This window comes from Rhodoferax sp. GW821-FHT07G04, assembly GCF_059418585.1.
The window spans coordinates 287,142-312,166 of the sequence record NZ_JBWKQD010000004.1 but is presented as its reverse complement, the minus strand read 5'-3'; the positions used below and the strand labels follow the sequence as shown (position 1 = coordinate 312,166).

Here is a 25,025-nt window from a genome sequence, read left to right as displayed (position 1 = left end):
GTGGTAGGCACCCCTAGAATTTCCAGCTTGGTCCCCATCCTCACATTATTCAAAAAGGGCGAGCTATGACTGTATTGCGCAAGGCACTATCCATTGGACTCTATGGCGCGGCGGCAGTTGCCGCGCTCACCCCCGTATCGTTTGCGGTCGCCCAGACCACCGGCGCAGCCCCAGCCGCCGGCCTGGACAGCGTCACCATCATCGGCTCGCGCAAGGCCAATGCCTCGGCCACCGACACGCCGGTGCCTATCGACTTCATTCCCCTGACCAAGACATCGGAGCAGGGCGGCCAGTTTGACCTGGCGCAATCGCTGCAATACCTGTCGCCATCCTTCAATTCCACCCGCCAGACCGGTGCCGATGGTGCCGACCTGATCGACTCCGCCTCTTTGCGCGGCCTGGGTTCGGACCAGACCCTGGTGCTGGTCAACGGCAAGCGCCGCCACACCACGGCCCTGGTCAACCTGTTTGGTGCCCGCAACCGCGGCAACACCGGTACCGACCTGAACGCCATCCCCGTGCTGGCCATCGACAACGTGCAGATCCTGCGCGACGGTGCGGCCGCCCAATACGGCTCGGACGCCATTGCCGGCGTCATGAACATCTCGCTGAAGAAGAGCAAGGGCTGCGAGGCCATTCTGGGCTACAGCCAGTACTCGGTGGGTGACGGCAAGAACTACCTGCCATCGGCTTACTGCGGTTTTGGCATTGGCGACAACGGCGTGCTGGGCATCACGGCCGAGTATTCGGACCGCGGCCGCTCCAACCGCGCCGACCCCGGCAACCCCCGCATCATTGGCGACACCCAATCCAAGAACTCCACGCTGTACCTGAACGGCGAACTGCCCACCAGCAGCACCGGCAAGCTGTACTTCACGCTGGGCGCGCAAAACCGCGATGCATCGTCTGCCGCCTTTGCGCGCGGCGGTGTGGGCTCGGACGATATCCCCACCCGCAACTCGGCCGCCATGTACCCTGGCGGTTTTGTGCCCTTCATCAATGGCGACATCAGCGACCGCACCGCCATCGTGGGCCACAAGTGGCAATTGGGTGAGTGGACAGCCGACCTGTCGCAAACCTACGGCTCCAACGAGATGCGCTACCGTATCTCCAACACCATCAATGCCTCCATCGCCAACCAGGATTTGCTGAACGGCGGAGCTGGCCGAAGCGCCAGCGTGTTCCAGGCCGGTGGCTTCTTGTTCTCGCAGGCCACGACCAACATCGATTTCAGCCGCTTCTTTGATGGCTTCTTCCAAGGCGCCAACGTGGCCTTCGGCGCCGAATACCGCCGCGAAAACTACCAGATCTACGCGGGCGAACCCGGTTCGTACATTGATGCCGACGGCGTGGGCAATGGCGGCAACGCCGGCAGCCAGGGCTTCCCCGGCTTCCAGCCTGCGGATGCGACCAATCGCAACCGCGACAGCACCGCGCTGTACATCGACGTCGAGACCGACGTGACCCAGCAGCTCAAGGTGCAAACCGCCGTGCGCACCGAGCAGTACAGCGACTTTGGCAACACCACCACCGGCAAGCTGGCGGCCAGCTTCAAGGCCAGCGACCAATTGCTGTTCCGCACCTCGGCCAGCTCGGGCTTCCGCGCACCGTCTTTGCAACAGGTCTACTTCTCGTCCACGTTTACCGACTTCATCAGCGGCAAGGCCCAAGACGTGGTGCTGGCTCCCAATGGCGGCACCATCGCCAACGCGGCCGGCATCCCCAAGCTGAAGGAAGAAAACTCCAAGAACTACACCTTGGGCTTCACGCTGACGCCAAGCAAGACAACGTCGGTCACGGCTGACCTGTACCAGATCGACATCACCGACCGCATCGGACTGTCCGGCCGCTTTGACGCCAACAACTTCCCCGCGCTGGGCGCCACATTGGCCGCCCTGGGCGTGGGCCAGGCGCAGTTCTTTGTCAACTCCATCGACACCAAGACCAAGGGCTTGGACCTGACCGTGTCCAACAAGTCCGACCTGGGCGACGGCAAGCTCAACACCTTCCTGGCCGTCAACCTGAGCCAGACCGATGTGGTGAGCGTGCATGCGCCCGCGTCGCTGAAGGGCTATGAGTCGGTATTGCTGTCGGAGCGCGAACGCCTGTTCATCGAGCAGGGTGGCCCCCGCACCAAGGCCACACTGGGCTTTGACTACAGCCAGGGCGCATGGGAAACCAACCTGAAGATCATCCACTTTGGCAGCCAGACCCTGGGCACCTTCTCCGGCACCGAAGCTGGCGTACCCAACGCCTACTACGAGCCCAAGACCTCTGCCGATTTGAGCTTCACTTACAGCTTCGACAAGAACACCAAGCTGACCATTGGCGGCAACAATATTTTCAACGTCAAGCCCACCAAGCAAGACCCGAATGAAACCGACAACGGCTTCATTTATGACAGCGTGCAGTTCGGTTTGAACGGCGCGTCGTACTTCGCGAAGTTCTGGAAGCGTTTCTGATCTTCTGACAGTTGTTTAGCACGAATTAGGTTTGCACTAACCGAGTGGGCCAACACCGAAAGGTGTTGGCTCTTTTTTTTAGGGGTGGGAGTGGCTCAAATGCAAAGCGTATGTCCGGTGCCCACTACTTGGCAGCCAGCGTTATCGTAACAATGGCGGTTTGGTTATACCCCACAGCGGCCGAACTGCCCGTGAGCGTGATCGTTCCGCTTTGCGGGGGATTTTTGGTGCAGTCGTAGTACACCGAGACCGGCACGGCGGCCCCGACGGGCACCGACAGGTTGGACGCATTCGCGTTGTTGGCGGCCGGCCAGCTCAGTTGAAAAACCGGGTTGGAACTGCTTGCAGCCACGTTCAACAACTGCCCGGCAGCCAACTGGCTGGTCACGTTGATGGTGCCTATCAGTTGTGGGCAGGGGGTCGTGCCGACTTTGTGCTCATTCGTCAGCGCACTGGGGGCTACGGTCATCAAGGGCGGCCTCTTGAACACCTCTTTGGTGTTGCCGCTCAAAATGCCATTGGCCAGGGCTTCGTTCGGATTGGCGCCCGTTCCCACCACGACCCAGATGGCATCGCCGCCCTTCATGCCTGCCAGAATGGTCGAGACATCGGTGGAGACGATGGTGCTCTGGTCGATGGCAATCGAAAGCCCGGTAGTGCTGTTGGGGGTATTGACATTGACTGGCGGGTTGGCGGGGGCATTGGGGTCAACCGTGAAGGGGGTGGATACGGTGCCATAGCCCTTGAGCGTGCCGACGGTGTATTGCGTGGTGTTGAGGCTCAACATATCCACGGGGATCAGGCCCGCGGCGTTGGGTGCATGCAGCACGCCGATGAACATGTACACATGCTGACCCGGTTGTGCGGCGGCTTTCATCTGGTCGACAACAGGCACCGATACGGTGAAGAAAGAGCCGGGTGGGTTCGCGGGGTTGGGGGTTTCCGTGAGAGTGACCGCCAGATCGCCCCACGCAGGCAGAGACAGCATCCAGAACAGAACGAGCGCCAGCAGCTTTTTCATTGCACCACCTCGTCAATGTGAGAGCCATCTACGAAAATGCCTGTTGGCAATATTAGTCCTGTTGGCCACAAAGTCCAGTAGTCTTCAAAACCCGCTGGGTACAGTGCCAAGTGACAGGACTCTTGCGTCCTATGGGCGGGTGCTAAAGTCAATGTCTGGCCTGCCCGGTTACCGTTGCTTACGGATGGCTTGGTCAGCAAGCCTTGGTATTTTCTGCATCAGCCCTAAAATTCTTGCAGCAGCTACTTTCTTTTTGGGTACGCGGTAGCGTCGTCTCACACCCATCCTATTGCGAAATCCAGGGAGCCAGAATAACCATGCGAACGATTTCACCGGCTGTTTTATCACTGCTTCTCCCACTGGCCTTGTCGTCTCAGTGGGCACAGGCAGAGGTCTTCAAATGCACAATGGCGGACGGCAAAACCAGCTATTCATCGACGCCCTGCGTGGAGGCAGACGCCAAGGAAACAGTAGTACCCATCGTGGCACCCCCTCCGGGTGTCAAGCCCGCCGCAGGCAAAAACTGGGCTGCTGAAAACGCAGCCATCAATGCCCGTGTGAAGGCGGCGGAAGAGGCCGCGGTAGCAGCGCGTATGGCTAAGAAAGCATCGGCACCGAGTAAGAGCGCCAAGGAACTCCAGGCTGAATGCGAGGCCAACGGCGGAAGTGACTGCAATAAAGTGGCGGACAACGCAGCCCGCACGCCGACACCTGAAGAGCTTGCCGAGCAGCAGCGTGCGGCGGCCGGGGCCCGGCAGGCCGACGCCAACTCCAAGGATGCTGCTGCAACCGCTGCCAAAGCCGACGCGGTAGCCGCCGCAGCAAAGGCAGATGCCGCCGCGGCGGCTGTTACTAAGGCCGATGCGGCGGCAGCGGCAGCTGCAAGCGGAGATAAATCCTTAGCGGCATCGCCCGTAACTGCAAAGGCGGCGGCAGAAGCTGCGCGAGCGGATGCTGCGGCTGCCAAAGCTGCCGCTACCGCTGCAGCCACCAAAGCCGCTGCGGCGGCAGCTGCTGCAAAAAAGAGCAAGTAGGCGACCGATCCATTTGAAGCGCTCTTAGACTAAGCCCCAACGGCGCAACGCCGGGTTTTTGTCTGTGGTGGAGAGGGCGGTGCTTGGGCCGATGGATGGCGACGAAGCCTCCGGGCTTGTGATGCTGGTTGTTTATACAGTATTATTGCCATCTCAGCGCCCAAGCCCCCATGCCCCGCACCACTGTCATCAACGCCATCGCCTTAGGCCGCGCACACGCCCGGCGGCTGCGCGATGTCTACCGCTCGGCCGGCTGGCCCTGCCTGGACAGTGTGGAGGTGGAATTGCTCGCAGCCGGTCTGCTGGAGCGCCTGGTGGAGCCCAGCGGCCACGACAAGGTGCGGCTCACGGACACGGGCATCACCTTCCTCGCTCAGGCCTTCCACACCAACCGCCAGGCGCGCTCGGCACATGAGGAACTGGTCGATCGCGTGGCGCAGCAGATGTTGCGCGACGGGCGCATCGTCTGGACCGACCTGAGCATTCGCGCCCGCTTACCCTCCGAACCCGAGGAGCCCCGCCGCTGGAAGGTGTGCATGCCCGATGTGTTCTCCATCCGCAACACCACGGTAGCCGGTTACCTGGAGCCTGTGGTGCACGAGATCAAGGTCAGTCGGGCCGACTTGCTGGGTGATCTCAAGTCCAAAGACAAGCGCGATAGCTACCTGGATGCTGGCGGCCAGTGCTGGTATGTGCTGGGCTGCGACCGCAAGGGCCAACCGATTGCACAGGCCGACGAAATCCCCGTCGAATGCGGTGTCATTGTGTGGCACGGCGCTCGGCTGGAGGTGGTGCGCAATGCCCCCAAGCGCGCCGTCGCGGATCTGCCGTTTGCGCTGTGGATGGTGCTGGCCAAGGCCACGCCGCTGCGCGCCCATGCCGATCTGGGTACCGAAGACGGGCCAGACCAGTCCATGCTGGTGGAGCAGGCGTCGGAACCTCCGCCGCTCGACAAATCGCAGCCATGAGCGACGCGAGCTACAGCGTCTCCGTGCGCAACCTGTGCGAGTTTGCGGCCAAGGCGGGGGATCTTGATCTGCGCTTCACTCCGTCGCCCACCGCACAGCAAGGCAGGGAAGGCCATCAATTGGTGGCCAGCCGGCGGCCGCCCGAGCATGAGGTAGAGGTGTCGCTGACAGGCACATACGAGACCACATTGCGCATCAGCGGCCGTGCCGATGGTTACGACGCGGCCAGCAACGTGCTGGAAGAGGTCAAGACCTTCCGTGGCGCAGTGGCGGCCATCGCCCCCAACCACCGCGCGCTGCACTGGGCCCAGCTCAAGGTCTATGGCTGGCTGATGTGCCAGAGCCGCGGCCTGGCCCACATCACGCTGAGCCTGGTCTACTTTGACGTGGTGGATCAGACCGAGCATCCCATCAACGAAGACTGGTCCGCCGTTGACCTGCAGGCCTTCTTTGACGCCTTGTGTGCCCGCTTTGTGGCGTGGGCGCACAGCGAACAGGCGCACCGGCGCACGCGTGATGCGGCTCTGCAGGTGCTGGAGTTTCCCCAGTTGCCATTTCGCCCCGGCCAGCGCGAACTGGCAGGCCGCGTATACCGCGCCTGCATGCAGTCCCAAACCCTGCTGGTGCAGGCGCCTACCGGCATTGGCAAGACCATCGGTACCGTTTTCCCGGCGCTGCGCGCCATGCCCGAGCGTGGCATCGACAAGCTGTTCTTTCTGACCGCCAAGACACCAGGCCGCCAAGTGGCGCTGGAGGCCTTGCACGCCGTGCGCGGCGCCCATATCGGCCTGGACTTGCGGGTACTGGAGTTGGTGGCCAAAGACAAGTCGTGCGAGCACAAGGACAAGGCTTGCCACGGCCAGTCTTGCCCGCTGGCCCAGGGCTTTTACGACCGGCTGCCCCAGGCCAGGCGTGCCGCCGCACAGCGCGGTTGGTTGAACCAGCCCAGCCTGCGCACGATTGCGCTGCAGCACGCGGTTTGCCCCTACTACCTGGGCCAGGAGATGGTGCGCTGGGCCGACGTGGTGGTGGGCGACTACAACTACTATTTCGACCGCAGCGCCATGCTCTATGCGCTAACCGCCAGCAATGCCTGGCGCATCAGCGTGCTGGCGGACGAGGCGCACAACCTCTACAGCCGCGCCTGCAGCATGTACAGCGCTGACCTGGCCCGCGCTGAGACCACTGCGGCCTGCTCCGAGCTGCCGAGCGTGCTACGCAAGCCCGCGGAAGAAGTGTTGAACCAATGGGATCTACTGGCCTTGGCGGCCGAGCGCGAGGCCCCCGCCACGCCGTGGCGGCTGCTTAAGGAGCTGCCGGAGGCCTGGCTGCGCAGCCTGCAGCGTTTCAACAGCGCCGTGGGGGAATACCTCAACGAGCACGCGGCCGACACACACGGTGCCTGGCTGTCGTTCTTCTTCAAGACCCTGGCTTTTGCGACGCTGGCCGAAGAGTTTGGCGAGCATTCTCTGTGCGAACTGAGCCTGGCTGCAACGACCACCGCAACGGAGCATGTTGGCCAGACCGATTTGTTGGTTGACGGAGAAGTGGTGCACGGCATGGGCGCAGAGGCCAGCCTGAGCCTGCGCAACATTGTGCCGGCCCACTTCATCCGCCCCCGGCTGGACGCGGCCGATTCCCTGGTGCTGTTTTCCGCCACGCTGAACCCGGCCGACTACTACATCAACCTGCTGGGCCTGCCCGATACCACGCAGTCCATGGATGTGCCCAGCCCGTTTGACCCGGCGCAGCTGGCCGTCAGCATCCACCCCCTGTCCACCCGGCGTGATGATCGGCTGGCTACATTGGATGTACTGGTCGACACCATGGCCGCGCAGTTCGAGCAGCAGCCAGGCAACTATCTGGCCTTCTTCAGCAGCTTTGACTACCTGGAGCAGGCCCTGGCGCGGCTGCAGGCGCGCCACCCCGGCCTGCCGGTCTGGACCCAGCAGCGCCAGATGGGAGAGACCGCGCGCAGCGCCTTTCTGCAGCAGTTTGACCTGCAGGGGCAGGGCATTGGCTTTGCGGTGCTGGGCGGCGTGTTTGGCGAGGGGGTGGACCTGCCCGGCAAGCGGCTCATAGGCGCTTTCATCGCCACGCTGGGCTTGCCGCAGTTTGATGCGGTGAACCATGCCATTTGCGAGCGTATGCAGGCCCTGTTCGGGCGGGGCTATGACTACACCTATGTGTTCCCCGGCATGCAAAAGGTGGTGCAGGCCGCCGGGCGGGTGATACGCACGCCCACTGATACCGGCGCTGTGTTACTGATGGACGACCGTTACCGCGAGCACCGCTACCGCACACGGCTGCCCGACTGGTGGCGCGTTGCTATTGTTTAGATAGCTACTTATGCAGATTCGACGAGGGCTAGAGGCTTGTTCTATATATGACACCATACAAAATACCCAAAATGGGTGTGATTTGCCGTTCTGGCAGAATCCAGCCATGATCAAGTTCATTGGAATAGCCTTGCTCGCGGCCCTGCCGCTTGCCGCGTCTGCCGCCATGACGGTGGAGCAGGCTTATGCGGCCATCCCACACCAGCGTACACAGTTCGACATGGCCGGCTCGCGCCTGTCGCGTGGGCAGGTTGACGCCTTGCAGCCCTTGTTTGAGTTATCGGACCGCGGCACGGTGCTGCGCGTCGAGGGGTTGGACGCGCTCAAGCGTGGTGACACCAGCCGATTGCGCACTATCGTGCGCGATTACGCGGCGGTGCTGGATGCCCTGCGCCAACTCCGCACCACCCAGCAAACCCGCGCGGCCACCGACCTGGTCGTGCAAGCCGTGCAGCAGCATCTGGCCTTTTTTGAAGCCAAGCTGGCTGCCGGCGTGAGCAGTGGCCAGTGGGATGCCAGTTTCACCCCCAATGTGCACCAATCCAGTCAAAAGCTGCGCCAAGCCTACAGCCTGCTGATGGCAGCCTTCCCGGAAGAAACACCACGCAACCGCCAGGCATTTTTTGACTACCTGTGCGCGTTGGACTTCCTTTGACACGCCGCCGCACCGCTATTGCCGTAGTGGCAGCCTTGGTGCTGATGCTGGGTGCCTGGTTCGCCTATGGCGCGCGTTCCAACCCGCAGCAGGCACCACTGACTGCGCTGCTGGTCAACGACACGCCGCTCAAGCGCTACGACCGCGCCTTGCTGGCCTCTATCCGCATCTTCCAGCAGGCCACGGGCATCAACCTGGCCATTGTTCTGCAGGACCAATTGCCATCTGGCCAAACCATTGAACGCCAGGCCGAGGCTTTCTTCGAGCAGCACGGCCTGGGCAAGGGCTACCAGGGCAAGGCGATGCTGTTTGTATGGTCCGAGGCCGAGCGGCAGTTCAAGATCGAGGTGTCTTACAGCCTGGAGTCGGTGTTTCCCGATCTGCTGTGCCACCAGCTGGAGCAGGCCGCGCGCGGCTATATGCTGGCCTCCAACCCCTATGCGCGGCGCGACTTTCTGACCGAACTGATGGTGACCCTGCGGCTGCACTACCTGGCATCACGCGAAGCCGCTGGTGGTGCCGTGGCGCCATTGGCGGCGCCCACGCTCGCCGGTGCCTATGGCCTGTCGTCCTATTGGTCGGGTGGCGGTGGTATCGTCGGGCGCGACTATGCCGCCGCGTTGGAGAAAGCCCAGGCCACGCAAGTGCGCCTGTCAGAGGGGGCTGCCAAAGACTTTGAGCCCCAGGCCTCGGCGAACGACGCTGCCATGCAGTACCTGCGCTCTCTGCGCGAAGGCCTGGGCTCGCCGATGCTGCCCTTGCTAACCGAGGGTAGCCGCTACTACCGCATGGAAAAGCCCATGGCCGCCGCCTATGCCCGGCGCCTCGCGCAGTTCTACGACAAGGCCTTGCCGCTGTCCATCTGGCAGAGCGGCGACAAGGCGGTGGCGGTGTTCCAGCCTGGGCAGCCGGTGTTGCCGGTGTTTTTGCACCGCAATGCGCAAGGCCGCTGGTTGGTGGACGAGCCCAAGGCGCAGGCCTATTTTGTGCTGCCGGAGCAGGGTGGGGCAGCCGTGCAGAAGTACGCGAAGTTTCCCTATGCGCAGGCCTTTCAGCCAGCGGCCCGTGCGCTGTATGCAGACCGTACGGCGGCGCCGGATCTGGCTGTGGATGACAACGCACTGCGCCAGCGCCTACAGCAACTGCAAACCCGGCTCGCGGCACAACCCGATGACCTTGGCACGGTACTGCAACTGGCTGAGACCCTGCACTTTGATGTGTATTGGCTCGAGGCCGCCGCCCCGCTGTACGAGCGGGCCTTACGGTTGGCACCCGACCGCAATGACCTGCGTTGGCGCTTGCTGGATGTCTACACCGGCACATCCGACATCGACGCACAGGAGCGGCTGTACCACGAGCTGCGCGCCAAGACCCCGGACGACGCACTGGTGGAGCACTACTACGCGTGGTTCGGCAAGATGTACCCGCCGTCAGTAGCTACAAAGCCTTGAGTCGCTCCAGCGCCGCGTGCAGCGTGGCATCTTGCTTTGCGAAGCAGAAACGCACTACGCGTTGGTCGAAGCCATTGCCGTAAAAGGCTGACAGCGGAATGGCCGCCACGCCCACTTCGGCCGTCAGCCATTGGCAGAAGTCGGCCTCGCCCAGGTCGCTGACCGCGGAGATATCCACGCACTGGAAATAGCTGCCCTCGGATGGCAGCAGACGCAGGCGCGTGTGTGCCAGGCCGGCGCGGAAGAGGTCGCGCTTGCGCTGGTAGAAGGCGGGCAGGTCGAGATACGGCGCCGGGTTGGCCATGTACGCGGCCAAGCCGTACTGCACCGGCGTGTTGACGCTGAACACGTTGTACTGGTGCACCTTGCGGAACTCGGCCGTCAGCGCGGCGGGGGCGGCCACATAACCAATCTTCCAGCCCGTGACGTGGTAGGTCTTGCCAAAGCTGGAGACGATGAAGGCACGTTCGGCCAAACCGGGGAAGCGGGCCGCGCTCTGGTGAGGGGCTCCGTCAAACACCATGTGCTCATAAACCTCGTCGCTGATCAGCAGCACATTGGTCGGCGTCAGAATGTCTTCCAGTTGCAGCATGTCCTGGCGCGTCCACACCGTAGCACTGGGGTTGTGCGGGCTGTTGATGATCAGCGCGCGGGTCTTGGGTGTGATGGCTGTGGCAATGGCGCCAAAGTCGGGCCGGAAGCTGCCCGGCGTCAGCGGCACGCGCACGGCGGTGCCTCCGGCCAGTTCGATATTGGGCACATAGCTGTCGTAGCAGGGCTCCAGCACGATGACTTCATCACCGGGGTGTACGGTGGCCAGGATTGCTGTGATGATGGCCTGTGTGGCACCTGCCGTAATGGTGATTTCGTCTGCAGCCCTGTAGGAATGGCCATACAGTGCTTCTATTTTGCTAGCAATCGCCTCGCGGAACAGCGGCACGCCTGCCATCGGCGGGTATTGGTTGTGGTCGGCCTGCATGGCCTGCGTGACCTGGTCCACCAGGGCGGGGTCGCAGGCAAAGTCGGGAAAGCCTTGGCCCAAGTTCACGGCCTTGTGCTGTGCGGCCAGCGTCGACATCACGGTGAAGATGGTGGTGCCCACGGCGGGCAAGCGAGAGGTGAGAGCAGGAGTCATCAGTAGTCGTAATTTTCAGTATGGCCATCCATCGCGCGGGCGATGAGCTTGCGGTCCAGCCTGTCGCTGAGTAGCTCGGCAAAAGTGAACACAAAGTTGCGTAGGTAGGCGCTGCGCTTGAAGGCCACGCGCGCCACGTTCTGACCAAACAGGCCGCCGCCGGGGCGCACCACCAGGCCGCTCTTGCCGCCGTCTTCCACCACATCGCGCACGGCCATCTCGGCGGCAATGCCCACGCCCATGCCAAGGCGCACATAGGTCTTGATCACGTCCGAGTCAATGGCTTCCAGCGCGATGCGGGGCGTCAGCTTGCGGGTGGCAAAGGCAGTGTCGATTTTGGTACGGCCGGTGAACGAGGGGTGGTAGGTGATCAGTGGCTCCTGCGCTACATCTTCCAGCGTGATGCGCTCCTTGCGCGCCAGCGGGTGGTCGGTGGGCAGGACCAGCATGTGCTGCCATTCGTAGCAGGGCAGTGTGACCAGCTCGCTGTAGTCGGCCAGAGATTCGGTGGCAATGCCGATCTCCGCCACCTCGTCGATCAGCATGCGGGCCACCTGGTCGGGCGATCCCTGGTGCAGACTGATGTTGACCTTCGGGTAGGCGGTGCGCAAGGCAGCCACTTTTTCTGGCAGCACGTAGCGGGCCTGGGTGTGGGTGGTGGCAATGGACAGGGTGCCGCTGTCTTCGGCGCTGTATTGCTCACCAATGCGCTTGAGGTTGCCGACCTCGCGCAGGATCAGGTCTATGCTTTTGAGCACGTGCTGACCTGGTTCGGTGATGCGCTTGAGGCGCTTGCCATGGCGGGCGAAGATTTCTATGCCCAGTTCTTCTTCCAGCTCGATGATGGCTTTGGAGACACCCGGTTGCGACGTGTGCAGGGCTTTGGCGGCCTCGGTCAGGTTGAGGTTGCGGCGTACGGCTTCCTGAACAAAACGGAACTGGTGCAGGTTCATATCGAATCTCAACTAAAGAAGAGATTCATTATGCCGGATCAAAGGGCTTCTACAGGCCGTCCAGGGCAATTTGTGCCATCAATTGCACCAAGCGTGGGTCTTCCCCCACAGCGGCTTGCAGGGCGAAAGTCAGTCCCGGGTGAACGGCTTCCAGAGTGGCGACCAGGCGGGGCAAATCCTCGCGCGCATGCTTGCCGACACCCAGGAACATGGGCAGGACGGTAATGCTGTGCACACCACGGTCCATCAAGGTCTGGGTGGCCGTGGCCAGGTCGGGTGAGCTGAGTTCCAGGTACGCACAGACCACCGGCGTTTGCGGTGACAGCTGGCTGATCTGCGCGGCAACGGCTTCCATCGGCTTGTGCCACAGCGGGTCGCGCGAGCCATGGCCAAACAGGATGATGCCGCGCGGGGCCGCTGGTTGCGTCATCGCCGTATCACCAACCAGGTGAAGGCGGTCAGCGAGGCGAAGGAATAGATCAGGCCCGGCAGCGCTGCGGTAATCCACGGCCACCAACCCCGCAATGCCCCCAGGTCACCCAGCACGTTGTTCAGCAATACAAAGCTGACGCCCGCCATGACTCCGCCAAACACATAGCTGGCCACACTGCCCGAGCGGAAATGCAGGTAGGCAAAGGGCAGGGCCAGCACCACCATGACCAGGCAACTCAGCGGGTAGAACACCTTTTTCCAGAACTGGATCTCATACTTCACCGCGGCCTGGCCGTTGGCGTCCAGATGGCGCATGTACTGGAACAAGTCGATCGTGCCCATGCGTTCGGGCCGCAGCACGGCGGTGGCTACCATTTCGGCGCTGATCTGCGTGGGCCAGCGGAAGGTGTCCACCAGGGTGCGGTCAACCTTGGACGCATTGGCGTCGGCACTGGTGAATTCGGTGTGGTCCGCCTTTTCCAGCAGCCAGGAGTCATCCCGGCCAAACTTGGCGGTGGCACCCTCGGTCATGGAGACCAGGATGCCCTGGTTGTCGAATTCGAAGATGCGCACATCGCGCATATTGCCGTCCGGCGTCAGGGCGCCCACGTTGACGGCGTAGTGGCTGTAGGACTGTTTTTCCTTCAGCCAAGCACCGGTCTTGCCCACCGTGACCTTGCCCTGGTAGCGCGACTTCAGCAATTGGGCTGATTTGTCTGCAATGGGCGCCATATAGTCGCCCATCGCAAAGGTGAAGACCACGAAGACCAGGCCCAGCACCAACAGCGTGCGCAGCGCCAGCCAGGGTCCGAGCCCGCTGGTGCGCAAGATCGTGAACTCAGAGCTTTGTGCGAAACGGGCCATCACGAAGATGGTGCCTATCAGCACCGTGATGGGCAGCAACTCGTATAGATGGCTGGGCAGCAGCAGCGCCACATACATCAGCGCCTGTGGCAAGGTGTAGCCAGTGGCGCTGTATTTGCCAACAGCCTGCAATTCTTCGACGAAATCGAAGAAAAAAAACAGCGTCGCAAAGCCCAACGTGACCAGGAAGACGGCCAGTATGACCTCGCTGTAGATCAGTTTGCGTACGGTTTTCATGGCGTAGCCTTGCTCGGCTTGCACTGGGCACGGCGGGCCTGGCTGCCCGGGAGGCGCAGCATCCAGTTGTTGTGGCGCTTGGCCAGCCACAGCAGGGCCAAGGCCAATGCGCCGCCATGCAGCGCTACCAGGAAAACGCCAAAGTGCACCTGGCCCGTCTGAATCCAACTCTTACCCAGTATCAGCAGGTTGAAGTAGACAACAAAAGCGCCGAAGGCAAAACCCAGGTTGGCCGTCCGCCCCACGCGCGGGTTCACCCCCGCCGCTGCCAGGCCCATGATCACCAGATTGATGGCTGAGAGGGCCAGACCGGCCCGCCAGCACAGCTCTGCCAGGTGGGCAAGATTGGGTGCAGCCAACAGCTCCAGCGTGGTTTTGGCGCCGGAGGGTACGAAGGCGCGGGCCGACTGGTCGTCTGAGTCGACTTGGGCGCCATAGGTGCTGAACACCGCCACCGTCAGATCGGGCTTGCCCACATTTTTCTCCAGGCGCTGACCGTTCTCCAGCACCAGAAATTTCTCGCCGTGCAAGGACTCTACATGGCCACTGCGCGCCGAAGTCACGGATTCCTTGTCGTTCTTGTGGGTGGCAATGAATACGTTGTTGCCAGCTGTCTTGCTGTTGGCATCTTTCTCGATGAAAAAGACCCGATCGCCGCTGGACGACTCCTGGAATTGCCCCGGTTCAATGCGGGCAATATCGCCGCGCTTCTCGAAGCGGTCCTTCATGTCGGCAATGCGGCCCTCGGCCCAGGGCAGGATCAAGAAGGACAGCGCGGCAATGACCACCAGAATGGGCCAGGCAAAGCGAAAGAGGGGTTTGATCAGCGATGTCAAGCCGCGCCCGCTGCCAAACCAGATGACCATTTCGCTGTCGCGGAACATGCGGGTCAGCACACTGAGCACGGCGAGGAACAGGCACAGGGCCAAGATGGTGGGCATCTGGGACAAGACTGTGTAGCCCATGATGATCATCACATCCGACGGGTTGTATACCCCGCGCCCGGCTTCGCCCAAGGTGCGTATCAGTGTCATGGTCATGACCACGGTGATCAGCACCACCAGGGTCGCGCCGAAACTGCGGGCCAGTTCTTTGCGGATGGAGGAATGGAATAACATTGCGGCAAAAGGAAAACCTGAATTATGAACTTTGAACTGAAAGCTACCGGCCTCGCAGGGGTCTCTACCGAGAAATGCGATGCGCTGATCGTCCTGGTACCCCAGGACTTCAAAGCCGGCAAGGATGATGTCTCAGCGCTGATCGCGCAGGCCATCAAAGCGGGAGACCTGGACACCAAACCCGGTAAATCCCTGACCCTCTACCGACCCGCGCAGGCACAGGCCACGCGGGTGGTGCTGGCAGGTGTGGGGGCGGGTTCCGCACGCGATGTGCGCGGTGCGGTGCTTGCAGCGGTGTCCGCAGTCAAATCGGCCTCATTGAAAAAACTGCTGGTCTGCTTTGCCAGCCCGGCCCGCGAAGAGGCCGTGCGTGCGGTGGTAACCGCCGTGGCTGACGCCAGCTATGTCTACACCACGACCAAGTCCAAACCGGAAGGGCGCACCCTCAGCAAGGTGCTGGTCGCCACCCCCAATGCGGCGGATGTCAAAAGCGCATTTGACCGTGCGGCGGGTATTGTGGTCGGTGCCGAACTGGCCAAGGAATGGGCCAATCGCCCCGCCAACCACGCGACTCCAACCCTGTTGGCACAGGCCGCCCAGGCCTTGGCAGAGTCGCCAAAGATCAGCTGCGAGGTGCTGGGCCCCAAAGAAGTGGCCAAGCTGGGCATGGGTTCCTTTATTGCGGTGGCCCAGGGATCGGATCAGCCCCTGCGGTTTGTCGTTTTGAAATACAACGGCGCAGCCAAGAGCCAAGCCCCGACGGTGCTCGTGGGTAAGGGCATCACCTTTGATTGCGGCGGCATTTCCATCAAGCCGGCTGCCGAAATGGACGAAATGAAGTTCGATATGTCGGGCGCGGCCAGTGTGCTGGGCGTATTCCGCTCTCTGGCAGAACTCAAGCCCGCCATCAATGTGGTGGGTCTGATCGCTGCCTGCGAAAACCTGGTCAGCGGCTCGGCGGTGAAGCCCGGTGACGTCGTGACCAGCATGAGCGGTCAAACCATCGAAATCCTCAATACGGATGCAGAAGGCCGTCTGATCCTGTGTGACGCGCTGACCTATGCGGAACGCTTCAAGCCCAAGGCCGTGGTGGATATCGCCACCCTGACCGGCGCTTGCGTTATCGCTCTGGGTGGCGTGCGCAGCGGGCTGTTTGCGGCGGACGAAGCCTTGGGTAACGCATTGTTCGCCGCGGGTGAAGCCGCACAAGACAGCTGCTGGAAAATGCCGCTGGACGAAGAGTATGCCGAAGGCCTGAAGACCAATTTTGCCGATGTGGCCAATCTGGGTGGCCGCGCGGGCGGTGCCATTGCGGCGGCCAAGTTCCTGCAGCGCTTTGCCGAAAAATTCCCGTGGGCGCACCTGGACATCGCCGGAACCGCCTGGAAGAGCGGTGCCGCCAAGGGCGCGACTGGGCGCCCCGTTGGTTTGTTGGTTGAATACTTGCTGAGCCAGGCACCTGCCAAGTGACCGACCTGGCCTTCCACTTTGGCGCGCCAGACAAGCTGGCCTATGCGTGCCGTTTGGTGCGCAAGGCCGTGGGTAGTGGAGCCAAAGTGGTATTGGTCGCAGATGCGCAGGCTGTCGCGCGCTTGGACGCGGATTTATGGGCCTTGTCGGCCACTGACTTCTTGCCCCATTGTGTGGCACCTGCCGCGCCCGCCTTGCAAGCCCGCTCACCCGTCATGCTGGTTACCGATACGGCGCAAGCCCCTGGGCACAACGGGGTGCTGGTGAATCTGACAGATGCCGTTCCAGCGGGGTTTGAGCGTTTTGATCGCCTGATCGAAGTCGTGAGCACCAATGAGGACGACCGCGCGGTGGCGCGAGGACGCTGGCGTCACTACACTGACCAGGGCTACGCCATTACCCGGCATGACCTGAGCCTCAAACGTGCGGACTGATGCAGAGCAACAAAGCCGTTCCCCGGTTTGTGCCCACGCTGACAGAGGTCGTGCAGCCGGGGCAAACCCAGAGCATCTCGGCCATAGACCCTGAGTGGCTGGCTGAACAGGTACTGCAAACGGTGAAGCCCAAATTGGAACAGCAGCTCCGCGCGTCTTTGCAGGTGCTGATTGAACAACAGATGCGGGAGTCTGGCCCGCATCTGCAGCAGGAAATGGAAAGCGCTGTGCGCTCAGCAGTGGCCCAAACCTTGGCCCGCGTCATCAAGACCAAAAAGTAGCCGGTCGAACGCGCACCATGTGACCAATGGTTCTTTTTTCTGAATTTGAGCGGTCCGATTTTGAAACCGGGCAAAAGGCAGGTTAGAATAGAAGGCTCTGGAGCGGTGGATGAGCGGTTTAAGTCACACGCCTGGAAAGCGTGCGTGGGGTAAAACCCACCGCGGGTTCGAATCCCGCCTGCTCCGCCAGATATAAAAAACGCGCAACTCATTTGGGTTGCGCGTTTTTTTGTGCTTTTTAAAACAGGGGGAAAAGTGAAATTACTTATCAAACTGGTACTTTGGGGCTTGGCCGCAATGTCCCAATCCGCTTGGGCCGCGGACTCTGGGCCCTTTTACGTGCGGCTGACAGGCTATTGCAATACCAAAAAAGTCTACTTGAACAAGTACAACGACATCTATGGCACAGAAGTAGGCTGTCCGCAGTTGATGGGCCAACCCGTCGTTGGCTATCTTCGCAATGACGGCCTCGCCATTATTTCGAGGTCGCTCAATTTGTTAGGTTCGTCGGTTTGCATGGAGTTTTATTTCCCTGACGGTACTGAGTCGCTGCAGTGCTCTAGTGGCACTTCTGTCGATTACTCTAGTGGAACGTCGACCTATACGGTGAAGCCATCTGCTATTTCTGAATCTCCAAAACCTGTTCCTTACGTTGTCAGTACAGAAGTGCCGGATCTGGAAAGCCTGAAAAATTTGCCGCCCCGGCAATAGGCCTGGATTCAAGGTCGCAATTTGATATTGAAGAGCCCTGTACTTGCTGAAGTGCAGGGCTTTTTCTTTGCCAAGACGATTACCCCTTAGGTGGGCTGGATTGAAACCGGGATGCGCTGACGGCCAAAGTCTGATCTTTGCTTGGCAAACCGTCCAACTGCTTGGGCGCCGCAATCTGGACAAAAGCCTGTGGGGCTTAGTCGATATTGTTTGATCTGGTACCAATCCCGCACGATCAGTGGAGCCTGACAAACCGCGCAATAGGTCGTACCACCTTCCTCGTCATGCACGTTTCCGGTGTACACATAATGCAGGCCCGCCTGCAATGCAATCTGCCGTGCGCGCGCCAACGTGGTCTTGGGTGTAGCCGGCACATCCGGCATTTTGTAGTCGGGGTGAAAGGCAGAGAAATGCAATGGCACATCCGGCCCCAATTCCCGCATGATCCATTGACTCATTGCGGTGATTTCTGCGTCAGAATCATTGTGATCGGGTATCAACAGGGTTGTGATTTCGAACCACACCTGGGTTTCGTGCCGCAGATACATCAAGGTGTCTAGCACGGGCTGCAGATGCGAGCCGGTGATCTTGAAGTAGAAGTCTTCGGTGAAGGCTTTCAGATCCACATTGGCGGCGTCCATCTTGGCGTAAAAATCGCGGCGCGGCTGGGCATGGATGTAGCCCGCAGTAACGGCGACGGTTTGTATACCCCGCGCGTGGCAGGCATCGGCCACGTCCATCGCATATTCCGCAAAGATCACAGGGTCGTTGTAGGTGAAGGCCACGCTCTTGCAGCCACGGTCTGCCGCGGCTTTGGCAATAGCCTCGGGCGAGGCCTGGTCCATGAGCCGGTCCATGTCACGGGATTTGCTGATGTCCCAGTTTTGGCAAAACTTGCAGGCGAGGTTGCACCCTGCTGTGCCAAAGGACAAGACGCTGCTACCGGGATAGAAATGGTTCAGTGGCTTCTTCTCGATGGGGTCTATGCAAAAGCCGGATGAGCGCCCATAGGTGGTCAGGACCATGGCATCGCCCTCGCGCTTGCGCACAAAGCAGGCCCCGCGCTGGTCCGCATGCAGTTTGCAATCGCGCGGGCACAGATCGCATTGGATGCGACCGTCATTCAATGAATGCCAGTAGCGCGCGGGGTAGGGCGTTGCCAATTGCATCATGGCCTCTCATCCACTGTGTTCGGACCACTTGCTGACGGTGTAGCGATATAGGTGAATCTGGTCCGACCAGAAACCTATGGGCAATCCGGCTTTACGCTTGAGTTGCCCCAGAAAACCAGTGGGGGAGGGGAGTTGCTCCCACACTTGGGGCAAGAAGGTACCGCGTTGGCTCCCGCATTCCAACACGACGCCGTCGATACCAGGTCGCAATTGCGACAGCGCGTCGGCCTCGCTGACGAAGTGTATGGCTTGCATCGGTGATAGCACGGAGACCTCCACCTGGGTGACGCCTAACTCTGGGAGAGACAACGGTGCAAAGCGAGGGTCGTGGAAGGCGGCGGCCACGGCGTTGGCTTTGACGTCTGCCAGCAAAAGGCGCCTGGCTTCCAGCGAGCCTATGCACCCGCGCAACTGGCCTGCCTGGGTCAAGGTGACAAAGCAGGCGCCAGGCTCTCGCAGCCAGGTCGCGTCTTCAGCGGGAGCCAAAACCTCTTGTCCTAGCGCTGAGGCGATGGCGGCACGGGCTATCGGCAACAGGCAGGTTCCTGCGTCAATGGGAAGCATTAGCAACAACCTCAGTGAATTCGAAAGCAGCGTAGCCCACGACGCGTGCTTTGTCGCCAGCGGTGTCTCCGGAATTGCAATGGCCCAGCAGGTGCGGCTGCAAATGGCGGCGGCGGACAGCCAACAGCAGGCCATTGATAGGTGTGGCACCACAGGCCTGCTCGTGCGTGATGCCAGTCTCCAGGCTCAAGATATGGTTGACTGTCGCACCATCAACAGCCTGAGCTTGGGCGTAGGGCAGGAAGTGCGACAAATCCGTGCTGACGACCAAGAGCGTTTCCGGGCCACCCCACACCAGGTCCAACACCTGCGCTACTTCCTCTGCCGTGGCATTGCCAACCGCCAGCGGTAGCAATCGAAAGTCGTCCAACACGGATTGCAAAAAAGGGAGTTGCACTTCCAGCGAATGCTCATATGCATGGGCTTGTGGGCTGAGCACTACTTGCGGCAGCCCCCTCAGCAAAGCCACGGCCTCCTGGTCTATGGGAATGGTACCCAGCGGTGTAGCAAAACCCGTGGCGCTATCCAGGGCCAAGCCCCGTACCGCGACCCGGTGTACAGGTCCCAACAGAACGACACGGCGGATGGTGGCGCGGGCTGCTGCAAGGCGAACATAGGCCAACGCTGCGGTTGTACCCGAATAGATATAGCCGGCGTGGGGAACGACGAGTGCTTTGGGTGTGACAGCTCCGCGCACCTGCGCACGATCAGCCGCGTCCAACAGGTTGGCAACATCGTGGGCGAGCACGTCTGCTTGGCCCGCATAGAAGGCTCCGGCTACTGCCGGTGGGCGAAGCTGTAGCATCGAAACCTCCTTAATTGCAGTCCCGGGGCTGTCGATCCCGTCAGCGTCGAGGATGCAGTGAAGTTACTGTTATTTTGGCAACTGCGTCATCTTCATGGCCGAACTGATCAAAGTAGCCACTTCGGCCATATGGCTGGGAACCACCAGCGTTGTGGTTGCATCGGCCGCGACCTTGGAATAGGCGTTGACAGCCTGCTCGGCCACCTTCAACTGCACGGCTTGTTCCCCGCCGGGCTGGCGTATGGCGGCAGCAACGCGTTCAATGGCCTCCGCATTGGCCTGTGCAACGGCCAGAATGGCCGCCGCCTGCCCCTGGGCGTTGTTGATGGCGGCCTGCTTCTCGCCCTCGGATCGGGCGATATAGGCCTCGCGCTCGCCGGTGGCGATGTTGATCTGCTCCTGGCGGCGGCCTTCGGATGCGGCAATGAGCGCGCGCTTCTCGCGCTCCGCGGTGATCTGCTGCTGCATGGCGTGCAGAATTTCCTTGGGCGGTGTCAGGTCCTTGATCTCGTAGCGCAGCACCTTGACGCCCCAGTTCAAGGCCGCCTCATCGATGGCCTGCACCACCTGGGCATTGATGATGTCGCGCTCTTCAAAAGTCTTGTCCAACTCGAGTTTGCCGATTACCGACCGCAGCGACGTCTGCGCCAGTTGCGAGATGGCCACTACGTAGTTGCTGGAGCCATAGCTGGCCCGCATAGCGTCGGTCACCTGGAAGTACAGGATGCCGTCGACCTGCAGCTGTGTGTTATCGCGCGTTATGCAAACCTGGCTGGGTATGTCCAGCGGCACTTCTTTGAGCAAGTGCTTGTAGGCCACGCGATCCATGAAGGGCACGACCCAGTTCAGCCCGGGGGTCAAGGTGTCTTTGTACTTGCCCCAGCGTTCGATAACCCAGGCATGTTGTTGGGGGACGACCTTGATGGTCTTGAAGCCAAAAATGATGGCGACGACCAGTAGAACCATTGCAACTTCCATCTTGCCTCCTTGAGAAATGCTGTGCTGTCGGGGAGCAGACCCTGGCGTCTACAGTTTGCGAACGATAAGGCGGCTGCCCACCACCTCCACCACCTGGTGCGGGCCGGCCATCAAGGGCGAACCCGAAACGCTGGCCACCGACCATTGGGCGCCGCGGTACTTCACCGTGCCTGTTCCATCGGAGTTCCAGGCATCCACCTGTACGGTCTCGCCAATATCGAGATTGACATCGCGGTTAGCGCTGGCCGTCGGATTCACGGGTTGCGTCTTTTTCTTGTAGGCATGCCAACCCCACACGGTGGCGATGGAGGCAACCGCGGCGACCACGATTTGCACGGCAAAACTGGCGCCCAAATGGGCAGAAATGGCCGCCAGGGCCAACCCAACGGCCAGCATCAACAGGTAGAAGGTACCGGTGGCCAATTCGACGCCTACCGCTGCGCCAACGAGCAGCCACCAGAGTGTGGATTGGGCCATACCGTCCTTGCATGTGTTGCGATCACCACATTTTGGGGCAAAAGGCGGCTCGCGCAAGCTGCGAGACACAATATGTCCTTACACTTCGCGCCTGTTTTTCTTATTTGCGCCCTTTGCATCCTGGAGCCTTTCATGAAATTTCGCTTCCCCATCGTCATCATCGACGAGGACTATCGCTCTGAGAACACCTCAGGTTCGGGTATCCGCGCGCTGGCCCAGGCGATTGAAAACGAGGGTTTCGAGGTGCTGGGCGTTACCAGCTACGGCGATCTGAGCCAGTTCGCGCAGCAGCAGAGCCGTGCCAGCGCCTTCATTTTGTCGATTGACGACGAAGAGTTCACACCCGGCCCAGACCTTGACCCTGCGGTACTGAACCTGCGCCATTTCATTGAAGAGGTGCGCCGCAAGAACCTGGACGTGCCCATTTATGTGTACGGCGAGACCAAGACCAGCCGCCACATCCCCAACGACATTCTGCGCGAACTGCACGGCTTCATCCATATGTTCGAAGACACGCCGGAATTTGTGGCCCGCCACATCCTGCGCGAAGCCAAGAGCTACCTGGAGGGTGTACAGCCCCCGTTCTTCAGGGCTTTGTTGGACTACGCGGAAGACGGTTCTTATTCGTGGCATTGCCCTGGACATTCCGGCGGCGTGGCCTTCCTGAAGAGCCCGGTGGGCCAGATGTTCCACCAGTTCTTTGGCGAAAACATGCTGCGTGCCGACGTCTGCAATGCGGTAGAAGAGTTGGGCCAACTGCTGGATCACGACGGCCCTGTGGGTGCTTCTGAGCGCAACGCAGCGCGTATCTTCAATGCCGACCACTGCTTCTTCGTGACCAACGGCACCAGCACATCCAACAAGATGGTCTGGCACCACACGGTGGCGCCAGGCGATGTGGTGGTTGTGGACCGCAATTGCCACAAGTCCATCCTGCACTCCATCATCATGACCGGGGCTATTCCGGTCTTCCTGAAGCCTACGCGCAACCACTTCGGCATCATCGGACCTATCCCGAAGGAAGAGTTTGAGCCGGCCGCCATCCAGGCCAAGATCAAGGCCAACCCCTTGCTGCGGGGTGTGGATGCCAAGAAGGTCAAACCCCGCGTGCTGACGCTGACCCAATCCACCTACGACGGCGTGCTGTACAACACCGAGACCATCAAGGGCATGCTGGACGGCTACGTCGAGAACCTGCACTTTGATGAGGCCTGGCTGCCCCACGCGGCCTTCCACCCGTTCTACGGCTCCTACCATGCCATGGGCAAGCGCCGTGCTCGGCCCAAGCACGCCATGGTGTACGCCACCCACTCCATCCACAAACTGTTGGCGGGTATCAGCCAGGCCAGCCAGGTGCTGGTGCAGGACTCGCAGACTGTCAAGTTGGACAAGCATTTGTTCAACGAGGCCTACTTGATGCACACCTCCACATCACCACAGTACAGCATCATTGCCAGCTGCGACGTGGCCGCGGCCATGATGGAGCCACCCGGCGGCACCGCTTTGGTGGAAGAAAGCATTACCGAAGCGCTGGACTTCCGCCGCGCCATGCGCAAGGTGGACGAGGAGTACGGCAAAGATTGGTGGTTCAAAGTCTGGGGACCGGACAAGCTGGCTGAGGAGGGTATTGGCCGTTCGGACGACTGGATCATCAAGGGTGAGTCCAAGAATGCCAAGGCCGGCGTCAATTGGCATGGTTTTGGCAAGATGGCCACCGGCTTCAACATGCTGGACCCGATCAAATCCACCGTGGTGACACCGGGCATGGACTTGAATGGCAAGTTTGCCAAGACCGGCATCCCGGCCAGCATCGTGACCAAGTTCCTGGCCGAACACGGCGTGGTGGTCGAAAAGACCGGCCTGTACAGCTTCTTCATCATGTTCACGATCGGCATCACCAAGGGCCGCTGGAACAGCATGCTGACCGCGCTGCAGCAGTTCAAGGACGACTACGACAAGAACCAGCCCATGTGGCGCATCCTGCCCGAGTTCTGCCAGAAGTTCCCCCAGTACGAGCAGATGGGCCTGGCCGATCTGTGCCAGTTTGTGCACGAGTTGTACGCCAAGTACGACATCGCACGCCTGACCACGGATATGTACCTCAGCGACCTGACCCCGGCCATGAAGCCAAGCGACGCTTACGCCCACATTGCGCTACGCCAGACCGAACGGGTGGAAATCGACAAGCTGGAAGGCCGCATCACCGTAGGCCTGGTGACGCCATACCCTCCGGGCATCCCGCTGCTGATTCCTGGTGAGGTGTTCAACAAGAAGATCGTGGACTACCTCAAGTTCTCACGCGAATTCAATGCCAAGTGCCCTGGCTTTGAGACCGACATCCACGGCTTGGTGGAAGAGCGCGGTGAAGACGGTGTAGTGCGCTACTACGCTGACTGTGTGAGGTAGGCGCTGGTTGCGCCAAACAAAAATAGCGCCCCGGAGGCGCTATTTTTCTGATAGCTGCTCACGCATATTCCGCGGGGGCTAGCGGGCAGTTAGGCTCAAGCCGGTGTCTCCAGAACGGCCACAGCCGACTGGCTGACGCCGCAGTCCACATAGGTGATCTGCGCGGTCATGCCGGAGGCCAGATCGCTAAGCAGGAAGGCGGCCACATTGCCAACTTCTTCAATGGTCACATTGCGGCGCATAGGCGCTGCGTTGGCCGAAATAGCCAGCAATTTGCCAAAGTCTTTGATGCCGCTGGCAGCCAGGGTCTTGATGGCACCGGCGCTGATACCGTTCACGCGCATGCCACGGGCGCCTACGGCCTCGGCCAGGTAGCGCACCGAGGATTCCAGCGATGCCTTGGCCAGACCCATGGTGTTGTAGCTGGGCACCACGCGCACGCCGCCCAGGTAAGACAGCGTCAACAGCGAGGCGTTGTCGTTCAGGTAGGGCAAGGCGGACTTCGCCATAGCCGGGAAGCTGTAGGCGCTGATGTCGTGGGCAATGCGGAAGTTTTCGCGGCTCAGGCCGTCCAGAAAGTTTCCGGCAATGGCCTCACGTGGGGCAAAACCAATGCTGTGCACAAAGCCGTCGAACTTGGGCCAGTGCACGGCCAAATCGGCAAACAGCTTGTCGATCTGCGCATCGTCGCCCACATCGCAATCAAATACCAGCTTGGAGTTGAAATCGGCCGCGAATTCGGTAATGCGGTCCTTGAAGCGCTCGCCCACGTAGCTAAAGGCCAGTTCGGCCCCCTGCTCGTGGCAGGCCTTGGCGATGCCATAGGCAATGGAGCGGTTGGACAACACACCCGTAATCAATAATTTTTTTCCTGCTAAAAATCCCATTTCGTCCTCATGTGTATGGCATGTCTCAATGTGGAATTGTCGCACGCCTAGGAGGGGCTTATGGCTAGGCCGCAGCCGCAGCCCGACGGACCTCCATATAAGCCGCCCTAATCGGCGATATTTCCTGCAAGCCACTCGAATAAGCCTTACAAATCAAGGCACTTAGCACAT

23 protein-coding genes and 1 tRNA gene are annotated in these 25,025 nt (G+C 60.8%); 12 read left to right on the top strand and 12 right to left on the bottom strand.

Annotated features, from left to right (window positions below; translation table 11 throughout):
- The first annotated feature begins 65 nt into the window (after positions 1-65).
- Positions 66-2,462, top strand: a complete 2,397-nt coding sequence (locus AC07OO_RS20750; protein WP_495084046.1) for a TonB-dependent receptor plug domain-containing protein — start codon at positions 66-68, stop codon at positions 2,460-2,462.
- 124 nt (positions 2,463-2,586) lie between these two features.
- Here the strand turns inward: AC07OO_RS20750 and AC07OO_RS20745 are convergent, their stop codons facing one another.
- Complete coding sequence (locus tag AC07OO_RS20745; protein ID WP_495084045.1) at positions 2,587-3,483, bottom strand: hypothetical protein; 897 nt, start codon at positions 3,481-3,483, stop codon at positions 2,587-2,589.
- Between the two features lie 317 nt (positions 3,484-3,800).
- On the opposite strand from AC07OO_RS20745, the gene AC07OO_RS20740 reads away from it, so the two are divergent.
- From AC07OO_RS20740 to AC07OO_RS20720, 5 genes are all read left to right on the top strand, one after another.
- On the top strand, positions 3,801-4,517 hold the full coding sequence (locus AC07OO_RS20740) for a DUF4124 domain-containing protein (RefSeq protein ID WP_495084044.1): 717 nt from the start codon (positions 3,801-3,803) through the stop codon (positions 4,515-4,517).
- Positions 4,518-4,687: 170 nt separating this feature from the next.
- Entirely contained in the window at positions 4,688-5,485 is a 798-nt protein-coding gene (locus AC07OO_RS20735) for a hypothetical protein (protein ID WP_495084043.1), read from the top strand.
- On the top strand, positions 5,482-7,824 hold the full coding sequence (locus tag AC07OO_RS20730; protein ID WP_495084042.1) for an ATP-dependent DNA helicase: 2,343 nt from the start codon (positions 5,482-5,484) through the stop codon (positions 7,822-7,824). Before AC07OO_RS20735 ends, AC07OO_RS20730 begins: the two co-directional genes overlap by 4 nt.
- A gap of 106 nt (positions 7,825-7,930) precedes the next feature.
- A complete protein-coding gene (locus AC07OO_RS20725; protein WP_495084041.1) occupies positions 7,931-8,479 on the top strand; it encodes a hypothetical protein in 549 nt (182 codons plus the stop codon).
- A complete protein-coding gene (locus tag AC07OO_RS20720; protein WP_495084040.1) occupies positions 8,476-9,930 on the top strand; it encodes a TPM domain-containing protein in 1,455 nt (484 codons plus the stop codon). The genes AC07OO_RS20725 and AC07OO_RS20720 overlap by 4 nt, the downstream gene beginning before the upstream one ends.
- Here AC07OO_RS20720 and AC07OO_RS20715 read toward each other — a convergent pair.
- The 5 genes from AC07OO_RS20715 to lptF are packed head-to-tail and all read right to left on the bottom strand — an operon-like array spanning position 9,917 to position 14,669.
- Positions 9,917-11,065, bottom strand: coding sequence for a pyridoxal phosphate-dependent aminotransferase (locus AC07OO_RS20715; RefSeq protein WP_495084039.1), 1,149 nt, complete (start codon positions 11,063-11,065; stop codon positions 9,917-9,919). The two genes, AC07OO_RS20720 and AC07OO_RS20715, sit on opposite strands and share 14 nt — an antisense overlap.
- Positions 11,065-12,018 carry a CysB family HTH-type transcriptional regulator gene (locus AC07OO_RS20710; RefSeq protein ID WP_495084038.1) on the bottom strand — a complete coding sequence of 318 codons (954 nt, stop codon included), beginning with the start codon at positions 12,016-12,018 and terminating at the stop codon, positions 11,065-11,067. Before AC07OO_RS20710 ends, AC07OO_RS20715 begins: the two co-directional genes overlap by 1 nt.
- Positions 12,019-12,067: 49 nt before the next feature.
- Entirely contained in the window at positions 12,068-12,448 is a 381-nt protein-coding gene (locus AC07OO_RS20705; protein WP_495084037.1) for a sirohydrochlorin chelatase, read from the bottom strand.
- Positions 12,445-13,551 (bottom strand): LPS export ABC transporter permease LptG, encoded by a 1,107-nt coding sequence (gene lptG / locus AC07OO_RS20700; RefSeq protein ID WP_495084036.1) that lies wholly within the window; start codon positions 13,549-13,551, stop codon positions 12,445-12,447. Before lptG ends, AC07OO_RS20705 begins: the two co-directional genes overlap by 4 nt.
- Positions 13,548-14,669 (bottom strand): LPS export ABC transporter permease LptF, encoded by a 1,122-nt coding sequence (gene lptF / locus AC07OO_RS20695; protein ID WP_495084035.1) that lies wholly within the window; start codon positions 14,667-14,669, stop codon positions 13,548-13,550. The genes lptG and lptF overlap by 4 nt, the downstream gene beginning before the upstream one ends.
- Positions 14,670-14,693: 24 nt before the next feature.
- On the opposite strand from lptF, the gene AC07OO_RS20690 reads away from it, so the two are divergent.
- The 5 genes from AC07OO_RS20690 (at position 14,694) to AC07OO_RS20670 (ending at position 17,565) form a co-directional block, all read left to right on the top strand.
- A complete protein-coding gene (locus AC07OO_RS20690; RefSeq protein ID WP_495084034.1) occupies positions 14,694-16,139 on the top strand; it encodes a leucyl aminopeptidase in 1,446 nt (481 codons plus the stop codon).
- Positions 16,136-16,573, top strand: a complete 438-nt coding sequence (locus AC07OO_RS20685; RefSeq protein ID WP_495084033.1) for a DNA polymerase III subunit chi — start codon at positions 16,136-16,138, stop codon at positions 16,571-16,573. Before AC07OO_RS20690 ends, AC07OO_RS20685 begins: the two co-directional genes overlap by 4 nt.
- Entirely contained in the window at positions 16,573-16,854 is a 282-nt protein-coding gene (locus tag AC07OO_RS20680; protein ID WP_495084032.1) for a hypothetical protein, read from the top strand. Before AC07OO_RS20685 ends, AC07OO_RS20680 begins: the two co-directional genes overlap by 1 nt.
- 99 nt (positions 16,855-16,953) lie before the next feature.
- Positions 16,954-17,043, top strand: a tRNA-Ser gene (locus AC07OO_RS20675).
- Positions 17,044-17,232: 189 nt separating this feature from the next.
- On the top strand, positions 17,233-17,565 hold the full coding sequence (locus AC07OO_RS20670; RefSeq protein ID WP_495084031.1) for a hypothetical protein: 333 nt from the start codon (positions 17,233-17,235) through the stop codon (positions 17,563-17,565).
- A gap of 86 nt (positions 17,566-17,651) precedes the next feature.
- Here AC07OO_RS20670 and amrS read toward each other — a convergent pair whose 3' ends face one another.
- The 5 genes from amrS to AC07OO_RS20645 all read right to left on the bottom strand — a co-directional run bounded on the left by amrS (position 17,652) and on the right by AC07OO_RS20645 (position 21,561).
- Positions 17,652-18,737, bottom strand: a complete 1,086-nt coding sequence (amrS, locus tag AC07OO_RS20665; protein ID WP_495084030.1) for an AmmeMemoRadiSam system radical SAM enzyme — start codon at positions 18,735-18,737, stop codon at positions 17,652-17,654.
- 6 nt (positions 18,738-18,743) lie between these two features.
- Complete coding sequence (gene amrA / locus AC07OO_RS20660; protein ID WP_495084029.1) at positions 18,744-19,301, bottom strand: AmmeMemoRadiSam system protein A; 558 nt, start codon at positions 19,299-19,301, stop codon at positions 18,744-18,746.
- Positions 19,288-20,106 (bottom strand): AmmeMemoRadiSam system protein B, encoded by an 819-nt coding sequence (amrB, locus tag AC07OO_RS20655; protein ID WP_495084028.1) that lies wholly within the window; start codon positions 20,104-20,106, stop codon positions 19,288-19,290. Before amrB ends, amrA begins: the two co-directional genes overlap by 14 nt.
- A 69-nt stretch (positions 20,107-20,175) precedes the next feature.
- Positions 20,176-21,084: an SPFH domain-containing protein gene (locus AC07OO_RS20650; protein ID WP_495084027.1), complete on the bottom strand. Its 909-nt coding sequence runs from the start codon at positions 21,082-21,084 to the stop codon at positions 20,176-20,178.
- 48 nt (positions 21,085-21,132) lie between these two features.
- A complete protein-coding gene (locus tag AC07OO_RS20645; protein WP_495084026.1) occupies positions 21,133-21,561 on the bottom strand; it encodes an NfeD family protein in 429 nt (142 codons plus the stop codon).
- A 132-nt stretch (positions 21,562-21,693) separates the two neighbouring features.
- Between AC07OO_RS20645 and AC07OO_RS20640 the strand changes: the two genes are divergently transcribed.
- The gene (locus AC07OO_RS20640; RefSeq protein WP_495084025.1) at positions 21,694-23,967 is read left to right on the top strand and encodes an Orn/Lys/Arg family decarboxylase; all 2,274 of its coding nucleotides are present in this window, start codon (positions 21,694-21,696) and stop codon (positions 23,965-23,967) included.
- 95 nt (positions 23,968-24,062) lie between these two features.
- Here the strand turns inward: AC07OO_RS20640 and fabI are convergent, their stop codons facing one another.
- Positions 24,063-24,854: an enoyl-ACP reductase FabI gene (gene fabI / locus AC07OO_RS20635; protein ID WP_495084024.1), complete on the bottom strand. Its 792-nt coding sequence runs from the start codon at positions 24,852-24,854 to the stop codon at positions 24,063-24,065.
- Positions 24,855-25,025: the final 171 nt, after the last annotated feature.